The sequence below is a fragment of the Mucilaginibacter oryzae genome, assembly GCF_003148845.1.
GTDB classification, from domain to species: Bacteria; Bacteroidota; Bacteroidia; order Sphingobacteriales; family Sphingobacteriaceae; genus Mucilaginibacter; species Mucilaginibacter oryzae.
In genome coordinates, this window is the sequence record NZ_QGHA01000009.1 from 131769 (window position 1) to 147124 (window position 15356).

The following is a 15356-nucleotide window of genomic DNA, read 5'->3' on the forward strand; positions in this document are numbered from 1 at the left end:
ATTTTAATCAATGAATAAGTTTTTTACCTTATTAGCCTTTATCCTGTTTTTCGGCACAGCTTCGTGGGCCCAGGGCAACACCATTGCATCCTTTAAAGCCTACGGCCACGAAGATGATGTAATATACGGCATGAGCGGGGCTACTTCATTTTACTTTAAGATTACCCCCTTAACCGAAATGAATGGCAGCAAGCTGGTACTGTATTTTGAACCCTCGCAGGCTATATTAAAAGCGCATTCATACATTAACATTGTTGTAAACAACAAACCGGCCTACAGTACGGTATTAGGTAAAGATTCGATCCAGAAGCTTGTGCTTAACCTGAGCCGGGCCGATTTAAGCCCCGATAAGTTTTTAAAGATCCAGATAAAAACCCTGCTCACCATCTCCGACGATCAGTGTAAAGACCTGGATAACCCCGCCATGTGGTTAAAAATTAAAAACTACTCCTATCTTTCATTGGTTAAAAGCAATAAAAACTTTTTTGATAACGTAAATATCAGCAACTGCTTCGACTCGAAAAAAGCAATCGTTTACCCATCAAACCCTACCCTGCACGATCTGAAAGCCGTTGCCTGGGCTTACTCAAGGTTAAAAAAAACCCAGACGCGTGATATCGGCGTTTATGAAGAAAGCAAAATGCCCGATACCCTGCGCAACTATATCCGCGTGGGGAAACTTGATGCCCTCCCTGCCGATCAGCGCGCTTTGATCAAAGTTTCACCGCAAAATAACCAGGGGCTTTTTTACCTGCACAAATCGGTAAGCACCATTACCGATAGCATTACCCACATGATTGATGTTAAGGGCAAGCTGGTGCCGGTAAAAACCGTAACCTCCGAGCAATCGCCTAAAGAAATTTTGTTTATTACCGGAGGCGAGGATACCGGTTACGAAAAAGCCATCACCGCTTTGGGTAACATGAACGTGCTTAACTCAACCTACGGCGATTACCTGCTGATTAACGATGCTCAAAACACCTTCTTTAAAACTATCGACGAAAACCGCTCTAAACTATCGTTAAAGCAAATTGGCGGCGTGAGCGATTTCCTATCAGGCATTGGCTCGTTAAAAAGCGCCTACAGCTTTAAAAACAGCGATTTCAGCTTTACCCCTAAAGAGGTGGAGATCCGCTTTATTGCCAATTACAGCGCCCTGCAGCCCGGCGACCGCGGTTTCTTTAACATTTACCTGAACGGCTTACTCATCAGCAGCGAAAAGCTCGATCAATCGGGCAAGCTGAACAGTTCTATCACCATTAACCGCTACCAGCACCATAAGTACAACACGCTCGAGGCCGAATTCAGGTTTTACCCTACCACCGGTAACTGTAAAAACAGCTTTACCAACTTTTTTGCCGAGGTTGATGTTGATAAATCATACCTCGAATCAAAAAACCCGTTCATCACTTCCGACCTCAGCTTTTACCAATACCCCGAAGCGTTTAACACCGGTACTACCCGCATCGTAGTGAGCGAAAAATACGCTAAGTATGCTGCCGGCGCCATGGGCGAGATCATTTATGAGTTGAACAACAATATCAACGCCAACAACTTCCCCGAGTTTGTGTACTCGAAAGATGTGCAGCCAAACGATCTTAAAAAATATAATATCATAGCCCTGCTATCAAAAGAGGATAAGTTGCTTAAGGAGTTCAGGGATGCACCGATCCAGTTTGACCGCGATTTCCGCCTGTATAATACCGATAACAATACACCGGTTTATTCCCTCTCAGATACTGTATCCAACGGCCTGGCACAGATCTTTTATGGGGTAAGCAATAATGCCACACTGGTATTAACCGCCACCGGTACACATATCTCCGAAGCATTTTTAGCGGCATCGCGCTCCATTACCGAGCAGCTTTCAACCCTGTCAAGCAACGTGTGTATCTCGGATGTAAACTCTAACAAATACCTGTTCAACATCAACAAATCATCCGAAAACCTGGAATATATCGATACCAAAAGCGGCTTAACCCGTTTCTGGGACAGCTATAACCTCTATATTTTATTGGGTATCCTGATCCTGATCCTGCTTTCGTTCCTCTACGTACGGTCGAAAGTGCAAAAATCGCAGGAGTTGTTTAACGATTAGTAGCCTCACCCTGCCCTCTCCGGAGGTTAACCTCACCCTGCCCTCTCCAAAGGAGAGGGTTCTAAAAAAAGAAGTAAAAAAAGTCCTCTCCTTTGGAGAGGATTTAGGTGAGGCTTGAAGCTTACCCCCGGAGAGGATTTAGGTGAGGCTATGAGGCTATAATGCTAATAACAAATATTTGAAGTGAGGCTTATGCAAACACTAAGTATGTCAATTCCCGATATGTTGGTTGCCGATGGGTTTATCTCACCGGCCGACCAGGAAAAGATCCACGCTTTTTCTGAACGCTCGGGTATGTCATACCTTAAAATAGCCCTTAACTTCGGCTATATCTCGCGCAAAAACTTCGAACGCTCCATGCTTAACGCCGGCTTCTCCTTTGCCGATATCCGCCAGGAAGCTTTCGACCAAAATATACTGGATAAGGTTGACCTGAAGTTTGCCAACGACCAGCTGGGCCTGCCCCTCCGTATTGAAAACAACCGCGTGGTAACCGTAATGGCCGACCCCGGTAACGAGCTTTTTCTTGATTTTGTGCGCTTCACCTTTGATATGGAGCCCGAAGTGATCGTGGCATCCGACCTGGAAGTTACCTGGCTTAGCCACAAGCTTGCCGGCGAAAAATATGTAAAGGCATCGGTGTTTGAGTTGCTTAAACGCGACCCTAAAAGCTCGGCCTCAACAACCTTTACCACCCCGCAGCTGGTGTTTATTTTTGTGCTGATAGGTTTAATTACCATTGGCCTGTTCCTGAACTTTAAAAACGTATCCATCGGCATCAATGTGGCCATCAGCGGCTTTTTTTTGGTGGCTATCATATTCAAGCTGTTTTTGGCGCTGGTAGGCTCGCGGTTTGAGCTGCACCAGGCAGTTACCAAAGATGATTTGAGGAAGGTAAAAAATGATGAGCTGCCGGTTTACACCATTCTGCTGCCTGTTTATAAAGAGGATAAGCTGATTAAAAAACTGATCTGGAACCTGCAAAGCCTGGATTATCCGCGCCAGCAGCTGGATATTAAACTGCTGATTGAGGAAGACGATAACAAAACCCTCGGCGCGGTTAAAAACCTCGATTTCCCGGCCGTGTTCGAGGTAATTGTGGTGCCCTTCCACATGCCAAAAACCAAGCCCAAGGCCTGCAACTACGGTCTGCATTTTTCGAGGGGTAAATACCTCACCATTTACGATGCCGAGGATATCCCCGATACCGATCAGCTTAAAAAAGTGGTGGCCCTGTTTCATAAACTGCCCTCGCACTATATCTGCATCCAGAGCGCGCTTAACTACTTTAACCGTAACGAAAACTTCCTAACCCGTATGTTTACCCTCGAGTATTCGTACTGGTTTGATTATATGCTGCCCGGGCTGGATACGCTGGATATCCCCATCCCCCTGGGCGGCACCAGCAACCACTTTAAAATGGATGCCCTAATTGAACTTGGCGCCTGGGACCCTTTCAATGTAACCGAAGATGCCGACCTGGGCGTGCGCGCCTATGCCAAAGGCTATAAGGTAGCCATTGTAAACTCCACCACCTACGAGGAAGCCAATAACAACTTCTGGAACTGGATCCGTCAGCGTTCGCGCTGGATTAAGGGTTACATGCAAACCTACCTGGTACACATGCGCAACCCTGTGGCCCTGGTTAAAAAAATAGGCTGGAAAGGCTTTTTGGGCTTTAACTTTTTTATCGGCGCAACATCGGCAACGTTTTTAATATACCCGGTATTACTGCTTATATTTATCTGTTACCTGGTGTTTGATTTTACAACCATCCGCAACCTTTTTCCTGATTGGGTGCTGTTCATTTCTATATTTAACCTCATGGTAGGTAATATCCTCATGATTTACATTAACATGATGGCCGTATTTAAACGCCGCTTTTTCGAGCTCATTTTGTTTGCCATTGCCAGCCCCATTTACTGGCTTATGCACTCCACTGCCGCTTATATGGGGTTGTACCAGCTCATCACCAATCCGTTTTACTGGGAAAAAACCAACCACGGCCTCAGCAAGGTTAATAACCCCACCAACGTTGTTAAATGAAAATTGCCAAAAGTACATACCTGTTTATATTTACCCTGGTGCTGGCAGCCTGGTACCTGGTTATAGGCATATACCTTAACCGGCTGGGCTATTACAACCAGGAAAGCCTTTTTTATATCGAAAAAACCAAAATAGTTTTTGAGGGGCTGGGCAACCGCCTTAAGGTAATGGGCCTCACCGCGCCCCTGCTGCCCTTTTACGCCACCTTTATATTCTCCAGCATTAACAGCTACCTGGCCCCGGTAATAGCCTCATCATTAGGTACGGCAGCGCTGTTTTACATGGTATCGCGCTCGTTCAATATCCGCGTAAAAGATGATTTTTACCTGGTAATGGTGGCCCTGCTGTTTTTGCTGCACCCCGGCATTATTTACATGGCCTGCTCGGGCAAGGCCATTTACCTGGTGGTAATTTGCCTGTACCTGTTTTTTTTAAACCTGCTAAAATTTTACCGCTCCAACACCACCTTCCACATATCCATTGCCAGTATGTGTTTGGTGCTGCTCATTTTTTGCGATTACCGCTTTATCTGGCTCACGCTGTTCTTTATACCCCTGGTGCTTTCCATTACGCTGGCCAGCCTTAACCTGGGCGAAAAAGAATCCATCTTCCGCCTGTTCATGAGCTTTAACAGTCCCTCGTTAAGGCGTAAGCTCATCAATAAAACCTTTGCCATCTACGTAATCCTGTTCATTTTGCCGGTAACATCGCTTATCTGCTACAAGCTGCTTAACCAAACCCACGCTTCCGATCTGGATTACTTTATCGAAAGCCCCCTCTCTACCTGGACGGTGCTGGTTGATAAGCTTAATTACGATACCACCGTTACTGCCGTTAACTACCAACTGCCCGAACTCAGCATCCTCGTATCGTTACGCGTAATATACTTTTGCCCCCTTATACTGTTTGCCCTGTACCTGCTGCGCCAAAGCACTTACCAGGTACTCACCATTTTAACCCTGTTTGCCTTTGTTGAGTTTTTGCACATTAAGTACGATAAGCTTTTTTTAACCTACCAGTACTACCTTATATTTTTGTTTGTGGCCCTGCTGTGCATCATTTTCAGGGTGCATACCATCCGCAATACCCGGGCGGTTAAAACCGGGCTGGCCCTGGTGGTTTTACTGCAGCTGTACACGGGCTACACCTTCCTGTCGCAATCGTTAATAACCGATGAGCGCCGCTTTATCACCACCCTAACCGAGCGCAAACCTAACGACGACCAGGCCGAAAGCCGCGAAATTGCCGCCTACATTAACAGCCTGCCCGCCGCCAGCCACGTACTGATGGACGATGCCGTAGCCTACCCCATTGCCGCCTTTAGCAACAACATCAAGCAGCTTACCCTGCCCTACCAGCTTAACCAGTTTTTGAGCGCCATCGAAACCCCTTACCGGTACGACGATTATATCCTCATAGCCACCCCCAAAAACCCATTTACCGGCTACACGCAGTTAAATGATAAGTACATCCCCGAAATCCGCCGCCTCAACAGCGGGGTGAATTATAAGCGGGTGTACGAAACCGACGGTTGGATTTTGTATAAGGTGGTGAATACGCAGTAGGGGTTAGTGGCAGTGTTTAGTGGCATTGGGCAGTAGCAGTGGCAGTGGCAGTGGGCAGTGGCAGTCCCCCCGCCGTAATTGCGAGGTACGAAGCAATCGCAAGGAAGCCGGGCCGCCATGCAAAGCCGCCATGCAAAGAGCGTCCCCCTTTCAACGGTAAAATCAGCGCAATCAAAAAAAATGTCTGAACCCGAATTTGGGGGAATTATTTTAATTTTTAGAATTTGCAAAGCATTCTGTAAATTCTTTAATTCCATAAATTCGGGTTCAGACAAATAAATCCGAAATCAAAAATCCCAATTCCGAAATTATCAAAGGCAATCGCAAGGAAGCCGGGCCGCCATGCAAAGCCATCCTGTATAGTTCGCGATTACTTCGTACCTCGCAATGACGGGATTATTTCACACCCTCGCGCCCTATAAATCCGAAATCAAAAATCCCAATTCCGAAATTATCAGAAGCAATCGCAAGGAAGCCGGGCCGCCATGCAAAGCCATCCTGTATAGTTCGCGATTACTTCGTACCTCGCAATGACGGGATTATTTTACACCCTCGCGCCCTATAAATCCGAAATCAAAAATCCCAATTCCGAAATCAATCAGGGCGTTGCCTGCGGCCCGGGCTTTACGCTGCAAATCCTCGCCCCGGCCATTGCGCCGCGAAAGCCTGCGCGGGGGCTGTGGGTTTTACGCTGCAATCCTAACGCGGCCGGGACGCAAGGGGGCGAAAAGTACATCCGCTACGAAACCGTTTATCAGCAACTATTGCCATTGTTATCTTAACCAGATTATTGTTAAATTCAAAACAAATTTGGCTTATTTCACACAAGTACTAATTATTATCCGGAACCTAAATTATCGTTATCAACAAGATGGTAAAGAATTTTCATGAAGACAAGAACAATATTATCAGCGAAGCAAAAGTGCGCCTGGGCTCAAAATCCGACCTGATAAAAAAATATGAGAAAGGCCTAAAAGATGGGGCGGCAGAATGGGGTGATACCCTTCAATTGGTATCTGAATTGGCAAATTTACAAGCCATAAGAATACCTTTTTATCTCAATTTGAGCGAGCTTGAAAAAATACTGACGTGGAAGCTCCGTGGGCAATATAACAGGCAACAAACTTTACGAACGTTGAATACCAACCATAATATTGAAACTATAACCAAGGCCGCTTTCCTGGTTAAGCACGAAAAACCTGAACATGAAATATTTTTAAGAACAAAGCTTTTATGTACCATACCCGGGGTGGAGATACCCGTTGCCAGTGCAATACTAACTTTATGTTTTCCGAATCAATATGCCGTTATCGACAGCCGAAACTGGAAGGCACTATTTGGTAAATCCGATAAGAGCTGCTACAGCATAAACGAATATATCTATTATCTGTCGATCATAAAAATCCTCGCCAAACATTACCAGGTAAGCACGCAACAGGTTGATATCGCACTTTGGAGCCTGGGTTAATTTTGCTTCCTCGTCTTTAACAATTCAAATTTTATATTCTTCCCTCGAAGTGTGTAAGTCTGTAATTGCTTCTTTGTCAGTAACGATACTTTAAATGAGCCTGCGCGGACTACGGGTTTTCCGCTGCCTAACGCTGCCGGGGCATGGGGCGAATACTACAAATCATTTATCGGTTACTTTGCATGCGGTAGTGGGGGAATTTTGGGTGGCAGGTTTCAATGGCAGTCTCCCCCCTTTTGTCATCATCCTGAGCGATAGCGAAAGGTCTTCTGCGGCATGTTATAACGACATAAGGAGCAGCTGTACAAATTCGCCTTGTAAAGTTAGCAACCTTTATCAAAAATTATTTCACACGCTTGGAAAATACGGAGACCTTGACCATACGATTACGTCATCATATGCTTGTGTAGCGCATAATTGTACTACTTCCTCATAACCAATAAATTAATACGGTCAAATTGTTCCGGAATAATTGATCACTAATGAACGGAATTGCTGATCAAGGCCACCATATTCTCCAATTATAAGGCTAAACCTCGTAAATAATCAGCTAAGTTAACAGCCGGAATAGTTGCTCTGATTGCAGCCTCGTCTTGTATCTCTTGACGTTCAATAAATGCATGATTTGTAGCAATGTATTGTATGTACTCATTACAATTAATTCGATGCACTATTTTGCCTACGCCAGCCGTAAAAGCAGAAGAAAAGTATATTGGAAATGTTGCAATATTTTTATAGCAATGAATACGGCCCTCACTTCCCCATGCGCCTTGATCTTCATTGTGTTCCCAATGAATGGTGGTAGTGCCATCGTTTTTAGCTAAAAAACCTAATGATTCGTAAAATTCATTTTCGGAACTAAATGCAATTTGTCCCTTTGTACCGTAAGTTAATTGTATCATGATAAAAGTTTATTTGTAAAGATATAAATTAAAACCTTATCATTTTATCAAATTAGCTATTATTATATATATGAATAATCTTATTGCGCAATTCGTTAAAAGTCAAATCTGGTTTTAATTCAGATACGGTTTCCAAATTTAATCCTGTATTGACTACATAAACAAATGACGACTTCTTGTAAAACCTTTCACCAAACGCCTTTATTGAATTTTCTATTGAATGACTTTTAGCTATTACACAAACAGACTGATAATCGCGATCAACAATTCTTGTATTATTACTCGGATGGGCTTTGGTGTTGTGCTGGGTTGGCGTAAGTCTAATCAGGTTTTCTACATAATGGGCAAGTAATGGAAACTCATTAGCTGGAAAAATATGGTGGACTTGAGTTGCTTCGCCATAACTCCACTGGTCTTTAACCTCACTATCAGGATGCCAACGCTTAATATTAGTTATTGCTTTTTGAATTAGATAATTATCCCAACTTACATTTGTAACTGGTAGTTTGCTAACCTCAATTATCGCTTCCTGCCTTGATATTTGCTTGTTTTTATTCCCATCTCTCCAATTAGGTCTATTATACATTAAATCTGAATAGCTAAAAGGATGTGCAGTCATCTTACCCTTTGCGCTCCCAGGTAGGGAATTTTCGCAAGCATACACGTTTAATATCTTAGGAAAGATCCTATTAACTTCAGTTGTACCATCAATTCTTGTGTTACCAGTCATGAAAGTTTGGAACCTATATTTTAAGCTATCAAAATCACTTTGCTTCAATTTGCCAGCAAGATATTTATCTCTATACTCATCAAAATATCTTAACATTCCGCTATCACCTAAAACCTTGGAAAAATAAGCACTTAGGAAGACATAGGCATTTCTATCTTTTAACGCAATATAATCTAATAATTCTCCATTGTTTATGGTGTAATGATTAGTGTTACCTCGCCTTTCAATTTTGAGAACGTTAGCATAAGCTAATAATCTTAAGGGCTGCTGAATAAATTTATCATACTCACTTTTAGTTGTTGGATTTTGTGCGGATGGCTTATTGAAAACAGCCTTAACGTGTTTATTAAAATAGTTTGAATCCCAAATATCCTTAACCGTAAACGGCATTAGTGGTTCACCTAATCGAATATTTACAACACAATCAGCAATGATACTCACAACATCAGGAGTACATTTTTGATCACTAAATCGAGCGTCGCCAGATTTTCTTACGTCCAAGTTAAGAGATTTAAAATGCTCAGTTATTTCCAGTTCCATTATTTGATGGATGCTTTAAAATGCCAAAAAAGAATACAGAATTATTATCAATATTAAGCGAACGAGTGCCATGATTTCTTGCTATACTATAGAATTTTTCATATTCATCTGAATTATAATATTCTAAATCTTCATGGGTTACACGACGACTTCCGTTTCTAAGTGTTAAAATAGCTACAGAACCATCTGTTATTGTATTTTCAGGTAGGAAACATGCCCTTGGGCGGTATGTTAAATTTGGTACTAAAACCGCATGTTCATGATTAAGATACTTACCTACAGCTAAATTATTCGCTTCATCAATGAAACAATCGTACTTATCAATATCAATTATCTCATTTGAAGCAATATTTCGAGATTTTAAAACTCTGATTTTTCCATCTGGCCGAGTTACTTGTTTAGTTATTTGTCTATCCCTAAATGCAGTGAAAATATTAAACTTTAGCTTTTTACTTATATCATCAAAGAAATCATTTCTATATATTAACCAATAGGGATAATCTTTTGAAAAAACGTATTCCTGATCCTTAAAGGTTACCTGACGAGTAATGTATGATTCTATTTTTAATGAATGATTAGTATGTCGCGCGCGTGTAGAAACTATAAAACTTATAGTTTCTATCTTTACGCCTTTAAAAGCTTCCTCACCGTAATCGGTAATTTTAATCATTTTTTTATCCTGCAATAATTCACGTGTTTTATTAAACTCCGGTGCGTTAATCAAGCTTTTGGGTACTATAAATGAAACAACATCGCCTAATTTCAATGCCTTTTCTATAAAAAAAGAAAATACATTATTAGTGTCAGTATTAATTACATTTTTCTTGTATTGGATAACTTTACTATTTGAACTTAGTAACTTTTTATATGGTGGATTACCAATCACTAAATCATAACGATGGTTAAAATTATGTAACAAGAAATCATCATTGATTATATTTATGGTAAAGTTTGATGGTATATTTATACAACCAAGTAAAATCCGAAATATGGCTAACGAATTTTCGTCTACATCTACTACATCAATGATAATTTGACCAAAATCCCGATATTTTGCAATTAAAAGTGGTAGAAAATTTCCAACTCCTATAGAGGGTTCAAGAATCCTTAACGGTTTATCCTTTTTAATTCCGGGCAAATCTTTAACTATCGAATAACAAATGTCCTGGCGCGTATAATAAGCGGCATTATCGTTTCTTTCAGTGTTAGCAAGTTCAGCAATTTTTGTTAATACCGAATAAGAATATGTATTTCTATTATCCTTTATAAACTGTAGCAATTTTCCACTTTCCAACAGATCATTTTCTTCAATAATTTTTTTGACGGTGGTAAAATCAATCACTTTCGCTTGTGAGTAATTTTTAATTTTATTAGCAATTTGTTGAAAAATAATAGTTGGAACGCCTTCACCAAGTGAATGCCTTATAGTCATTTCATTTTTAGATAGAAATTTCTTTTTTTCAATAAGTGGAAGCTTATTTAATGATTCATAAGGTATATCCGTCCAGTTATAGGTTGCAGGAACGGACATCATTAACATTACCTCTCGTATGCTGAAAACCCGATTGTCTGTTGGGTGTATAGTATTTTGACTTGATAGAATATCATTTCGGGTATGAATGCAAGGAGAAACTCTGTCCCAAAATTGCCTCCTGTATTTGTCACCATTTTTATTAGCGTTAAAAACTCTTATCGCTCCAACCTTTTTATGTGGTATTTTATTTTGATCAATGTTATCAAATGCAGATTGGCCCTCCTTTATATCTGTTATCCACTCTAACATCCCAGGGCTGTAACTTTTAAAATTGTGGTAAATATCACTATCGCAAATTTCTCCCATCTTTTGCAGTGATGGTAAATGACCGATTGTGTCGCGGAGAGTTTGTTGTGCTGGATTGTAATCAGGCAAAATATCAAAAGGTGTAATATCTTTCAAATCTTTCCTAACGCCAATTACCAACGTTCTTGTTCTACTGGATGGATTACCATAATCTTTGAAATTAATGATAGTGGGATGTATGTGATATTCACCAGCAAGGTTGATATCAATTGCATCACCAATACTCCGGTCTTCACCATCTAAATCGGTGCAAGGAGTTTTAAGAAAGCTTCGTACATTTTCAAAAATGAAAAACCTCGGCTTTATGTCATTTACCCATTTTATTGATTCAACGATTAATGAATTTCTTAAAAGCTCATTCCCCTTTTTATGATTGGCCACTGACATTCCTTGACATGGAGGAGTAGCAACGAGTACATCAAGAGGATTTGATTGGGTAATATTCCATCTATTTAACTCTATTCTTAATTTTTCCTTTGTTCGCTCGTCAGTTATATCCTCACTTATGTAACCAGTATCATATTTGCATTTGTCATTGAATTGTTGAAAAGTGAGCCTTTTTTTCATTATTTCAACAGTAGCGACACATTCAAAGCCCTCTAACTTAAAACCATAGCAACCAAGACCAGCACCGCTAAATAAGCTTAAATAGGTCAAAGTTTTTTTCTCTTTCACTTTTTGGCTTTTTTCTAAAATACGCATTTATTTTTGTAGAATTAAACTCCCAATTCGATTAACTTCCTCTTCTGGATTATTTTTCAATTTGCATTCCCAGACTGTTACTACAGTCCATCCAGCAGTTTCGAGCGTATCTAAAACTATTTTGTCTCTATTTTTATTACCCGTTAACTTTTTTAGCCAAAATTCATTGTTTTTATTTGGCACTTTTAAATTACATGATGGACACGAATGCCAAAAACATCCGTGAACAAATACTGCAATCCTCTTTTTAATAAATACAATGTCGGGTTTCCCTATAATATCGGTATAACATATTCTATAGCCTTTTATACCCTTATTCGTCAAAACTTTCCTAAGCAAAATTTCGGGTTTCGTACCCTTACTTTTATTGCCTTTCATACGTTTCGATACATTTTTATCTGTAACAACAACTGTCATTTCTGTTAAGTATCTATTATTGAAGACATTTCGTATCGTAGCAGTCATCAAGGCCTTATCTTAGTTGTAAAAATAAAAAACAATCAACGATTTCCATTCGATATAATCTATTTCTTTTATGAGCGCAATTACAATAGACGACAATATGCGTCTCCCACCTGGCGTGAGTATGCAGCGCTGGCAGAAGCAGGGCTTACTCGTGACTTTCTAAACGAAATGCTCAAACCAATACGACTTTCAATTCACGAGTACTCACCCCTCAGCCGAACGCTGCATACTCGCGCCGGATATGACTCAAAGCCACCGATACTCGGGATTTAAACCCCACCCCTCACCATCCTATTCACACTCCCCACACTCAACCCCAGCCGCTCGGCCACCTGCCGCTGGCTCAACCCTTCATCACTCAATCGTTTAACTTCCCGCTGCATCCGTTCGCGCTCCTGCCTCGAAGTATCGCGCAGGTGGTTCTTTTCACAATCGTTGCCTGTAAAAACAAACTTTAAAAAGCCGTTATGCCGTTCCAGTTGGGCAAGGCATACGTTATCGGCGCCATAGGTTTCGGCGGTGCTGCGTTGTTTAATCTGCTTCAGGTATCGCTGGCCGGGGGCAGAGTGGCTTTCGCCCATGGCAAAGGCGCTGTCGCAAAAATTGATCAGCATTTTGCTGCCCTGCAAATCATTACGGCTAAGCGGCAGCCGGGGATTACGCTTGGGGGTATGGGCCAGTACCAGGATGCTGATACCATGGCGTGTTTTAAGCTTTTTCAGCTCTTTCATTACGGTGAGGGCAGCCCCGGCGCTCTCGGTTCCGTTGCGCAGGCAGGTGATATTATCAATAATGAGCACGCCGGCGCCGGTACGTTTAATGCCCCGCGTTAGGGCCTCTATCACATACTTATCCAACTGTTGGTAATGCGAGCTGGCACGGTTAAACTGGTTGTACTCGCCGCGGTAAAACTCGCGGGCAAACTGATAACGGAGTTGGCCGTCGGTATAGCGTTGTTCAAACTGTTTGCCCGTAAGTTCAAAATCAATATACAACACCGCCGAGGCTTCGGCCCCAAGCGCAAAGGGAGCAATTGCCTCGCCGCGGCTAATGCTATCGGCCAGTTGTACAGCCAGCAGGCTTTTGCCCATATTGGTATCGGCAAACAGGATGCATAGTTCGCCCTCCAGCCAAAAATTGCCAAACAGCATTTGCGGCGTTTCGTGCTCGGTTTCCATCACCATCCACTCGTTGGCAGGGTAAATATCAAACAATTCAACCACGGCATCCGGGTCAGACGCCACAATTTGCCCTTTGCGGGCAAGCTTATCTGCCAATCCCTTAACGTCTTCTCTAATCATCTCAACAACCAAAGGTTTTTCTGAAATATGGTCCATAAAAATTATTGCGCTGTCCTGCGGTTAAAAGCAGGATAATTCATCGTTATTTGCCGCTAATCTGTAGGCAATCATGAAAGGCAATCAAATTTATCTACTAAAAAATTTCCCGGTGGTGACAGTGTTTTGTCAGTGTTCAATTTTTAAAAAAGGGGTGTTCAATGTTTTTAAAGTGAACTTTGTAAGTTGTTGATAATCAATAACAATGTGTTCAGGATTGATATTTTGAGCAATTTGCTGTTTTGTAATTGTTTGATTATCAGGTGTTCCGATTTTAACCTAAACCACAAGTGTTCACACTTTAAAAATTGAACACCTTGTTTTGCCTCCCCTCCAAACAAAAAAAGGCTAACCCAAGCCGACTAACCTTTTTAATATCTATTTTACCCTTTTGCTTATTCTTTAGTTTTTTTCCTCACCGGCTCTACCCATTTTTCGCCGAGGGCTTCGAGGGCGGCAATCAGTTTTTTCTTTTCCACGCTGTTATCGGGCACGGTGGCCAGCTTTTCGCGGCGGGCTTCTTCTACCTTGCGTATTTTTTCGTCAAACACCTTATTGATCTTGTCAATTTCGGGGGTGGTATCCAGTTTGGCTATTTCGGCTTTAATTTGGGCTGCTAATTTTTCAAATTCCATGGGGCTGTTTTTTGCAAGCGCAAACATAAAAAATTGGGGGCAATTATAAAAAGCCCCGGCCAAACCTTAGGCACATCAGCAGCAACTTTAATTTACCCGTAGCAATGATTTAACGCAGCAGCTTCAACACGCATAAGCCCCAAAACAAAACGTTACAAAAAAGTGTCCCCTTACCGGCATAGCCGCCAACTTAAGCAAAAAGCGGCGGGCTTGTGCGGTTCCACTTTTGGAGCGGGGTGGAGAGGTGTGTTATTCTGTGCGAGGTTTATCGCTTGCATAACACACCCCTGCTTTCGCGCTTTCCCATCGCGCCCCCTCTCAAGAGGGGATTTTAAAAGCTCGATTCCTTAACTTAAAGTCTCCCCTGCCGGGGGAGATTTAGAGGGGGCCGGTGAGGCCTACATTTAGCCTTGCCGCCACGGCGCGCTGGCTCAGGCCCTCGTTGCTCAGCCTGATGGTTTCGCGGCGCAGCTGTTCGCGCTCCTGTTTGCTGGGGTTGCGCAGGTGGGCGGCCTCATCACTGTTAACGGTAAAAACGAATTTTAAAAACCGCCCAAGCGTTCAAGGCGGGCCATGCATAGATAGCGGCCAGGCATACATCTGGTTGCTTCGTACCTTATAATGACGGTTTTTGGGATTTGCTTCGCGCCTCAGCGCCTTGGCGAGCCGGACCTCCACGCCCTGCAAGGCTCAAAAGCTTAGTAAACGCAAAAAGCCTTAGCTGTTCGCTAAGGCTTTGCTGTTTTACACCACAGAGGGTGATAAAGGGTGGCACCGACCTACTCTCCCACGTTTTACCGCAGTACCATCGGCTCTGGCGGGCTTGACTTCTCTGTTCGGAATGGGAAGAGGTAGACACCGCCGATATAGGCACCTGAATTTCTTTTAAGGTGAAAGCTTAAAGGCGAAAGGTTAAAGGTCCTTTTCCCCTGGGCTCCCCCTGTTTATTTTTATTGCCGATATTAAATGATCTCCCGGATTATGCTAAGGTACATACCTTTTGCCTTTATCCTTTAGCCTTTAACCTC

11 protein-coding genes and 1 rRNA gene are annotated in these 15356 nt (G+C 42.3%); 5 read left to right on the plus strand and 7 right to left on the minus strand.

What is annotated here, in order from left to right; genetic code table 11:
* The first annotated feature begins 10 nt into the window (after nucleotides 1-10).
* The 5 genes from LX99_RS20110 (at nucleotide 11) to LX99_RS20130 (ending at nucleotide 7177) form a co-directional block, all read left to right on the plus strand.
* Complete coding sequence (locus LX99_RS20110) at nucleotides 11-2098, plus strand: cellulose biosynthesis cyclic di-GMP-binding regulatory protein BcsB (protein WP_109609458.1); 2088 nt, start codon at nucleotides 11-13, stop codon at nucleotides 2096-2098.
* A 192-nt stretch (nucleotides 2099-2290) separates the two neighbouring features.
* Nucleotides 2291-4144 carry a glycosyltransferase family 2 protein gene (locus LX99_RS20115; RefSeq protein WP_109609459.1) on the plus strand — a complete coding sequence of 618 codons (1854 nt, stop codon included), beginning with the start codon at nucleotides 2291-2293 and terminating at the stop codon, nucleotides 4142-4144.
* Nucleotides 4141-5709 (plus strand): hypothetical protein, encoded by a 1569-nt coding sequence (locus tag LX99_RS20120; protein ID WP_109609460.1) that lies wholly within the window; start codon nucleotides 4141-4143, stop codon nucleotides 5707-5709. The genes LX99_RS20115 and LX99_RS20120 overlap by 4 nt, the downstream gene beginning before the upstream one ends.
* Nucleotides 5710-6239: 530 nt before the next feature.
* On the plus strand, nucleotides 6240-6491 hold the full coding sequence (locus LX99_RS20125; protein ID WP_109609461.1) for a hypothetical protein: 252 nt from the start codon (nucleotides 6240-6242) through the stop codon (nucleotides 6489-6491).
* Nucleotides 6492-6580: 89 nt separating this feature from the next.
* On the plus strand, nucleotides 6581-7177 hold the full coding sequence (locus LX99_RS20130; protein ID WP_109609462.1) for a hypothetical protein: 597 nt from the start codon (nucleotides 6581-6583) through the stop codon (nucleotides 7175-7177).
* A 521-nt stretch (nucleotides 7178-7698) separates the two neighbouring features.
* Here LX99_RS20130 and LX99_RS20135 read toward each other — a convergent pair.
* The 7 genes from LX99_RS20135 to rrf all read right to left on the minus strand — a co-directional run bounded on the left by LX99_RS20135 (nucleotide 7699) and on the right by rrf (nucleotide 15206).
* Nucleotides 7699-8079 (minus strand): hypothetical protein, encoded by a 381-nt coding sequence (locus LX99_RS20135; RefSeq protein ID WP_109609463.1) that lies wholly within the window; start codon nucleotides 8077-8079, stop codon nucleotides 7699-7701.
* 52 nt (nucleotides 8080-8131) lie between these two features.
* Nucleotides 8132-9349, minus strand: a complete 1218-nt coding sequence (locus tag LX99_RS20140) for a hypothetical protein (protein ID WP_109609464.1) — start codon at nucleotides 9347-9349, stop codon at nucleotides 8132-8134.
* Nucleotides 9330-11891, minus strand: a complete 2562-nt coding sequence (locus tag LX99_RS20145) for a DNA cytosine methyltransferase (RefSeq protein WP_109609465.1) — start codon at nucleotides 11889-11891, stop codon at nucleotides 9330-9332. Before LX99_RS20145 ends, LX99_RS20140 begins: the two co-directional genes overlap by 20 nt.
* Nucleotides 11892-12308 (minus strand): very short patch repair endonuclease, encoded by a 417-nt coding sequence (locus tag LX99_RS20150; RefSeq protein ID WP_170122752.1) that lies wholly within the window; start codon nucleotides 12306-12308, stop codon nucleotides 11892-11894. It lies immediately after the preceding gene.
* 317 nt (nucleotides 12309-12625) lie between these two features.
* Nucleotides 12626-13693, minus strand: coding sequence for an AAA family ATPase (locus LX99_RS20155; protein WP_109609477.1), 1068 nt, complete (start codon nucleotides 13691-13693; stop codon nucleotides 12626-12628).
* Between the two features lie 395 nt (nucleotides 13694-14088).
* A complete protein-coding gene (locus tag LX99_RS20160) occupies nucleotides 14089-14328 on the minus strand; it encodes a hypothetical protein (RefSeq protein WP_022831707.1) in 240 nt (79 codons plus the stop codon).
* A gap of 766 nt (nucleotides 14329-15094) precedes the next feature.
* Nucleotides 15095-15206: ribosomal RNA gene (gene rrf, locus LX99_RS20170) — 5S ribosomal RNA — on the minus strand.
* Nucleotides 15207-15356 lie beyond the last annotated feature (150 nt).

Excerpts from the sequence above, each read along its gene's own strand:
- LX99_RS20110 (WP_109609458.1), top strand. The coding sequence starts at position 11 with ATGAATAAGTTTTTTACCTTATTAGCCTTTATCCTGTTTTTCGGCACA.
- LX99_RS20115 (WP_109609459.1), top strand. The coding sequence starts at position 2,291 with ATGCAAACACTAAGTATGTCAATTCCCGATATGTTGGTTGCCGATGGG.
- LX99_RS20120 (WP_109609460.1), top strand. The coding sequence starts at position 4,141 with ATGAAAATTGCCAAAAGTACATACCTGTTTATATTTACCCTGGTGCTG.
- LX99_RS20125 (WP_109609461.1), top strand. The coding sequence starts at position 6,240 with ATGACGGGATTATTTTACACCCTCGCGCCCTATAAATCCGAAATCAAA.
- LX99_RS20130 (WP_109609462.1), top strand. The coding sequence starts at position 6,581 with ATGGTAAAGAATTTTCATGAAGACAAGAACAATATTATCAGCGAAGCA.
- LX99_RS20135 (WP_109609463.1), bottom strand. The coding sequence starts at position 8,079 with ATGATACAATTAACTTACGGTACAAAGGGACAAATTGCATTTAGTTCC.
- LX99_RS20140 (WP_109609464.1), bottom strand. The coding sequence starts at position 9,349 with ATGGAACTGGAAATAACTGAGCATTTTAAATCTCTTAACTTGGACGTA.
- LX99_RS20145 (WP_109609465.1), bottom strand. The coding sequence starts at position 11,891 with ATGCGTATTTTAGAAAAAAGCCAAAAAGTGAAAGAGAAAAAAACTTTG.
- LX99_RS20150 (WP_170122752.1), bottom strand. The coding sequence starts at position 12,308 with ATGACAGTTGTTGTTACAGATAAAAATGTATCGAAACGTATGAAAGGC.
- LX99_RS20155 (WP_109609477.1), bottom strand. The coding sequence starts at position 13,693 with ATGGACCATATTTCAGAAAAACCTTTGGTTGTTGAGATGATTAGAGAA.
- LX99_RS20160 (WP_022831707.1), bottom strand. The coding sequence starts at position 14,328 with ATGGAATTTGAAAAATTAGCAGCCCAAATTAAAGCCGAAATAGCCAAA.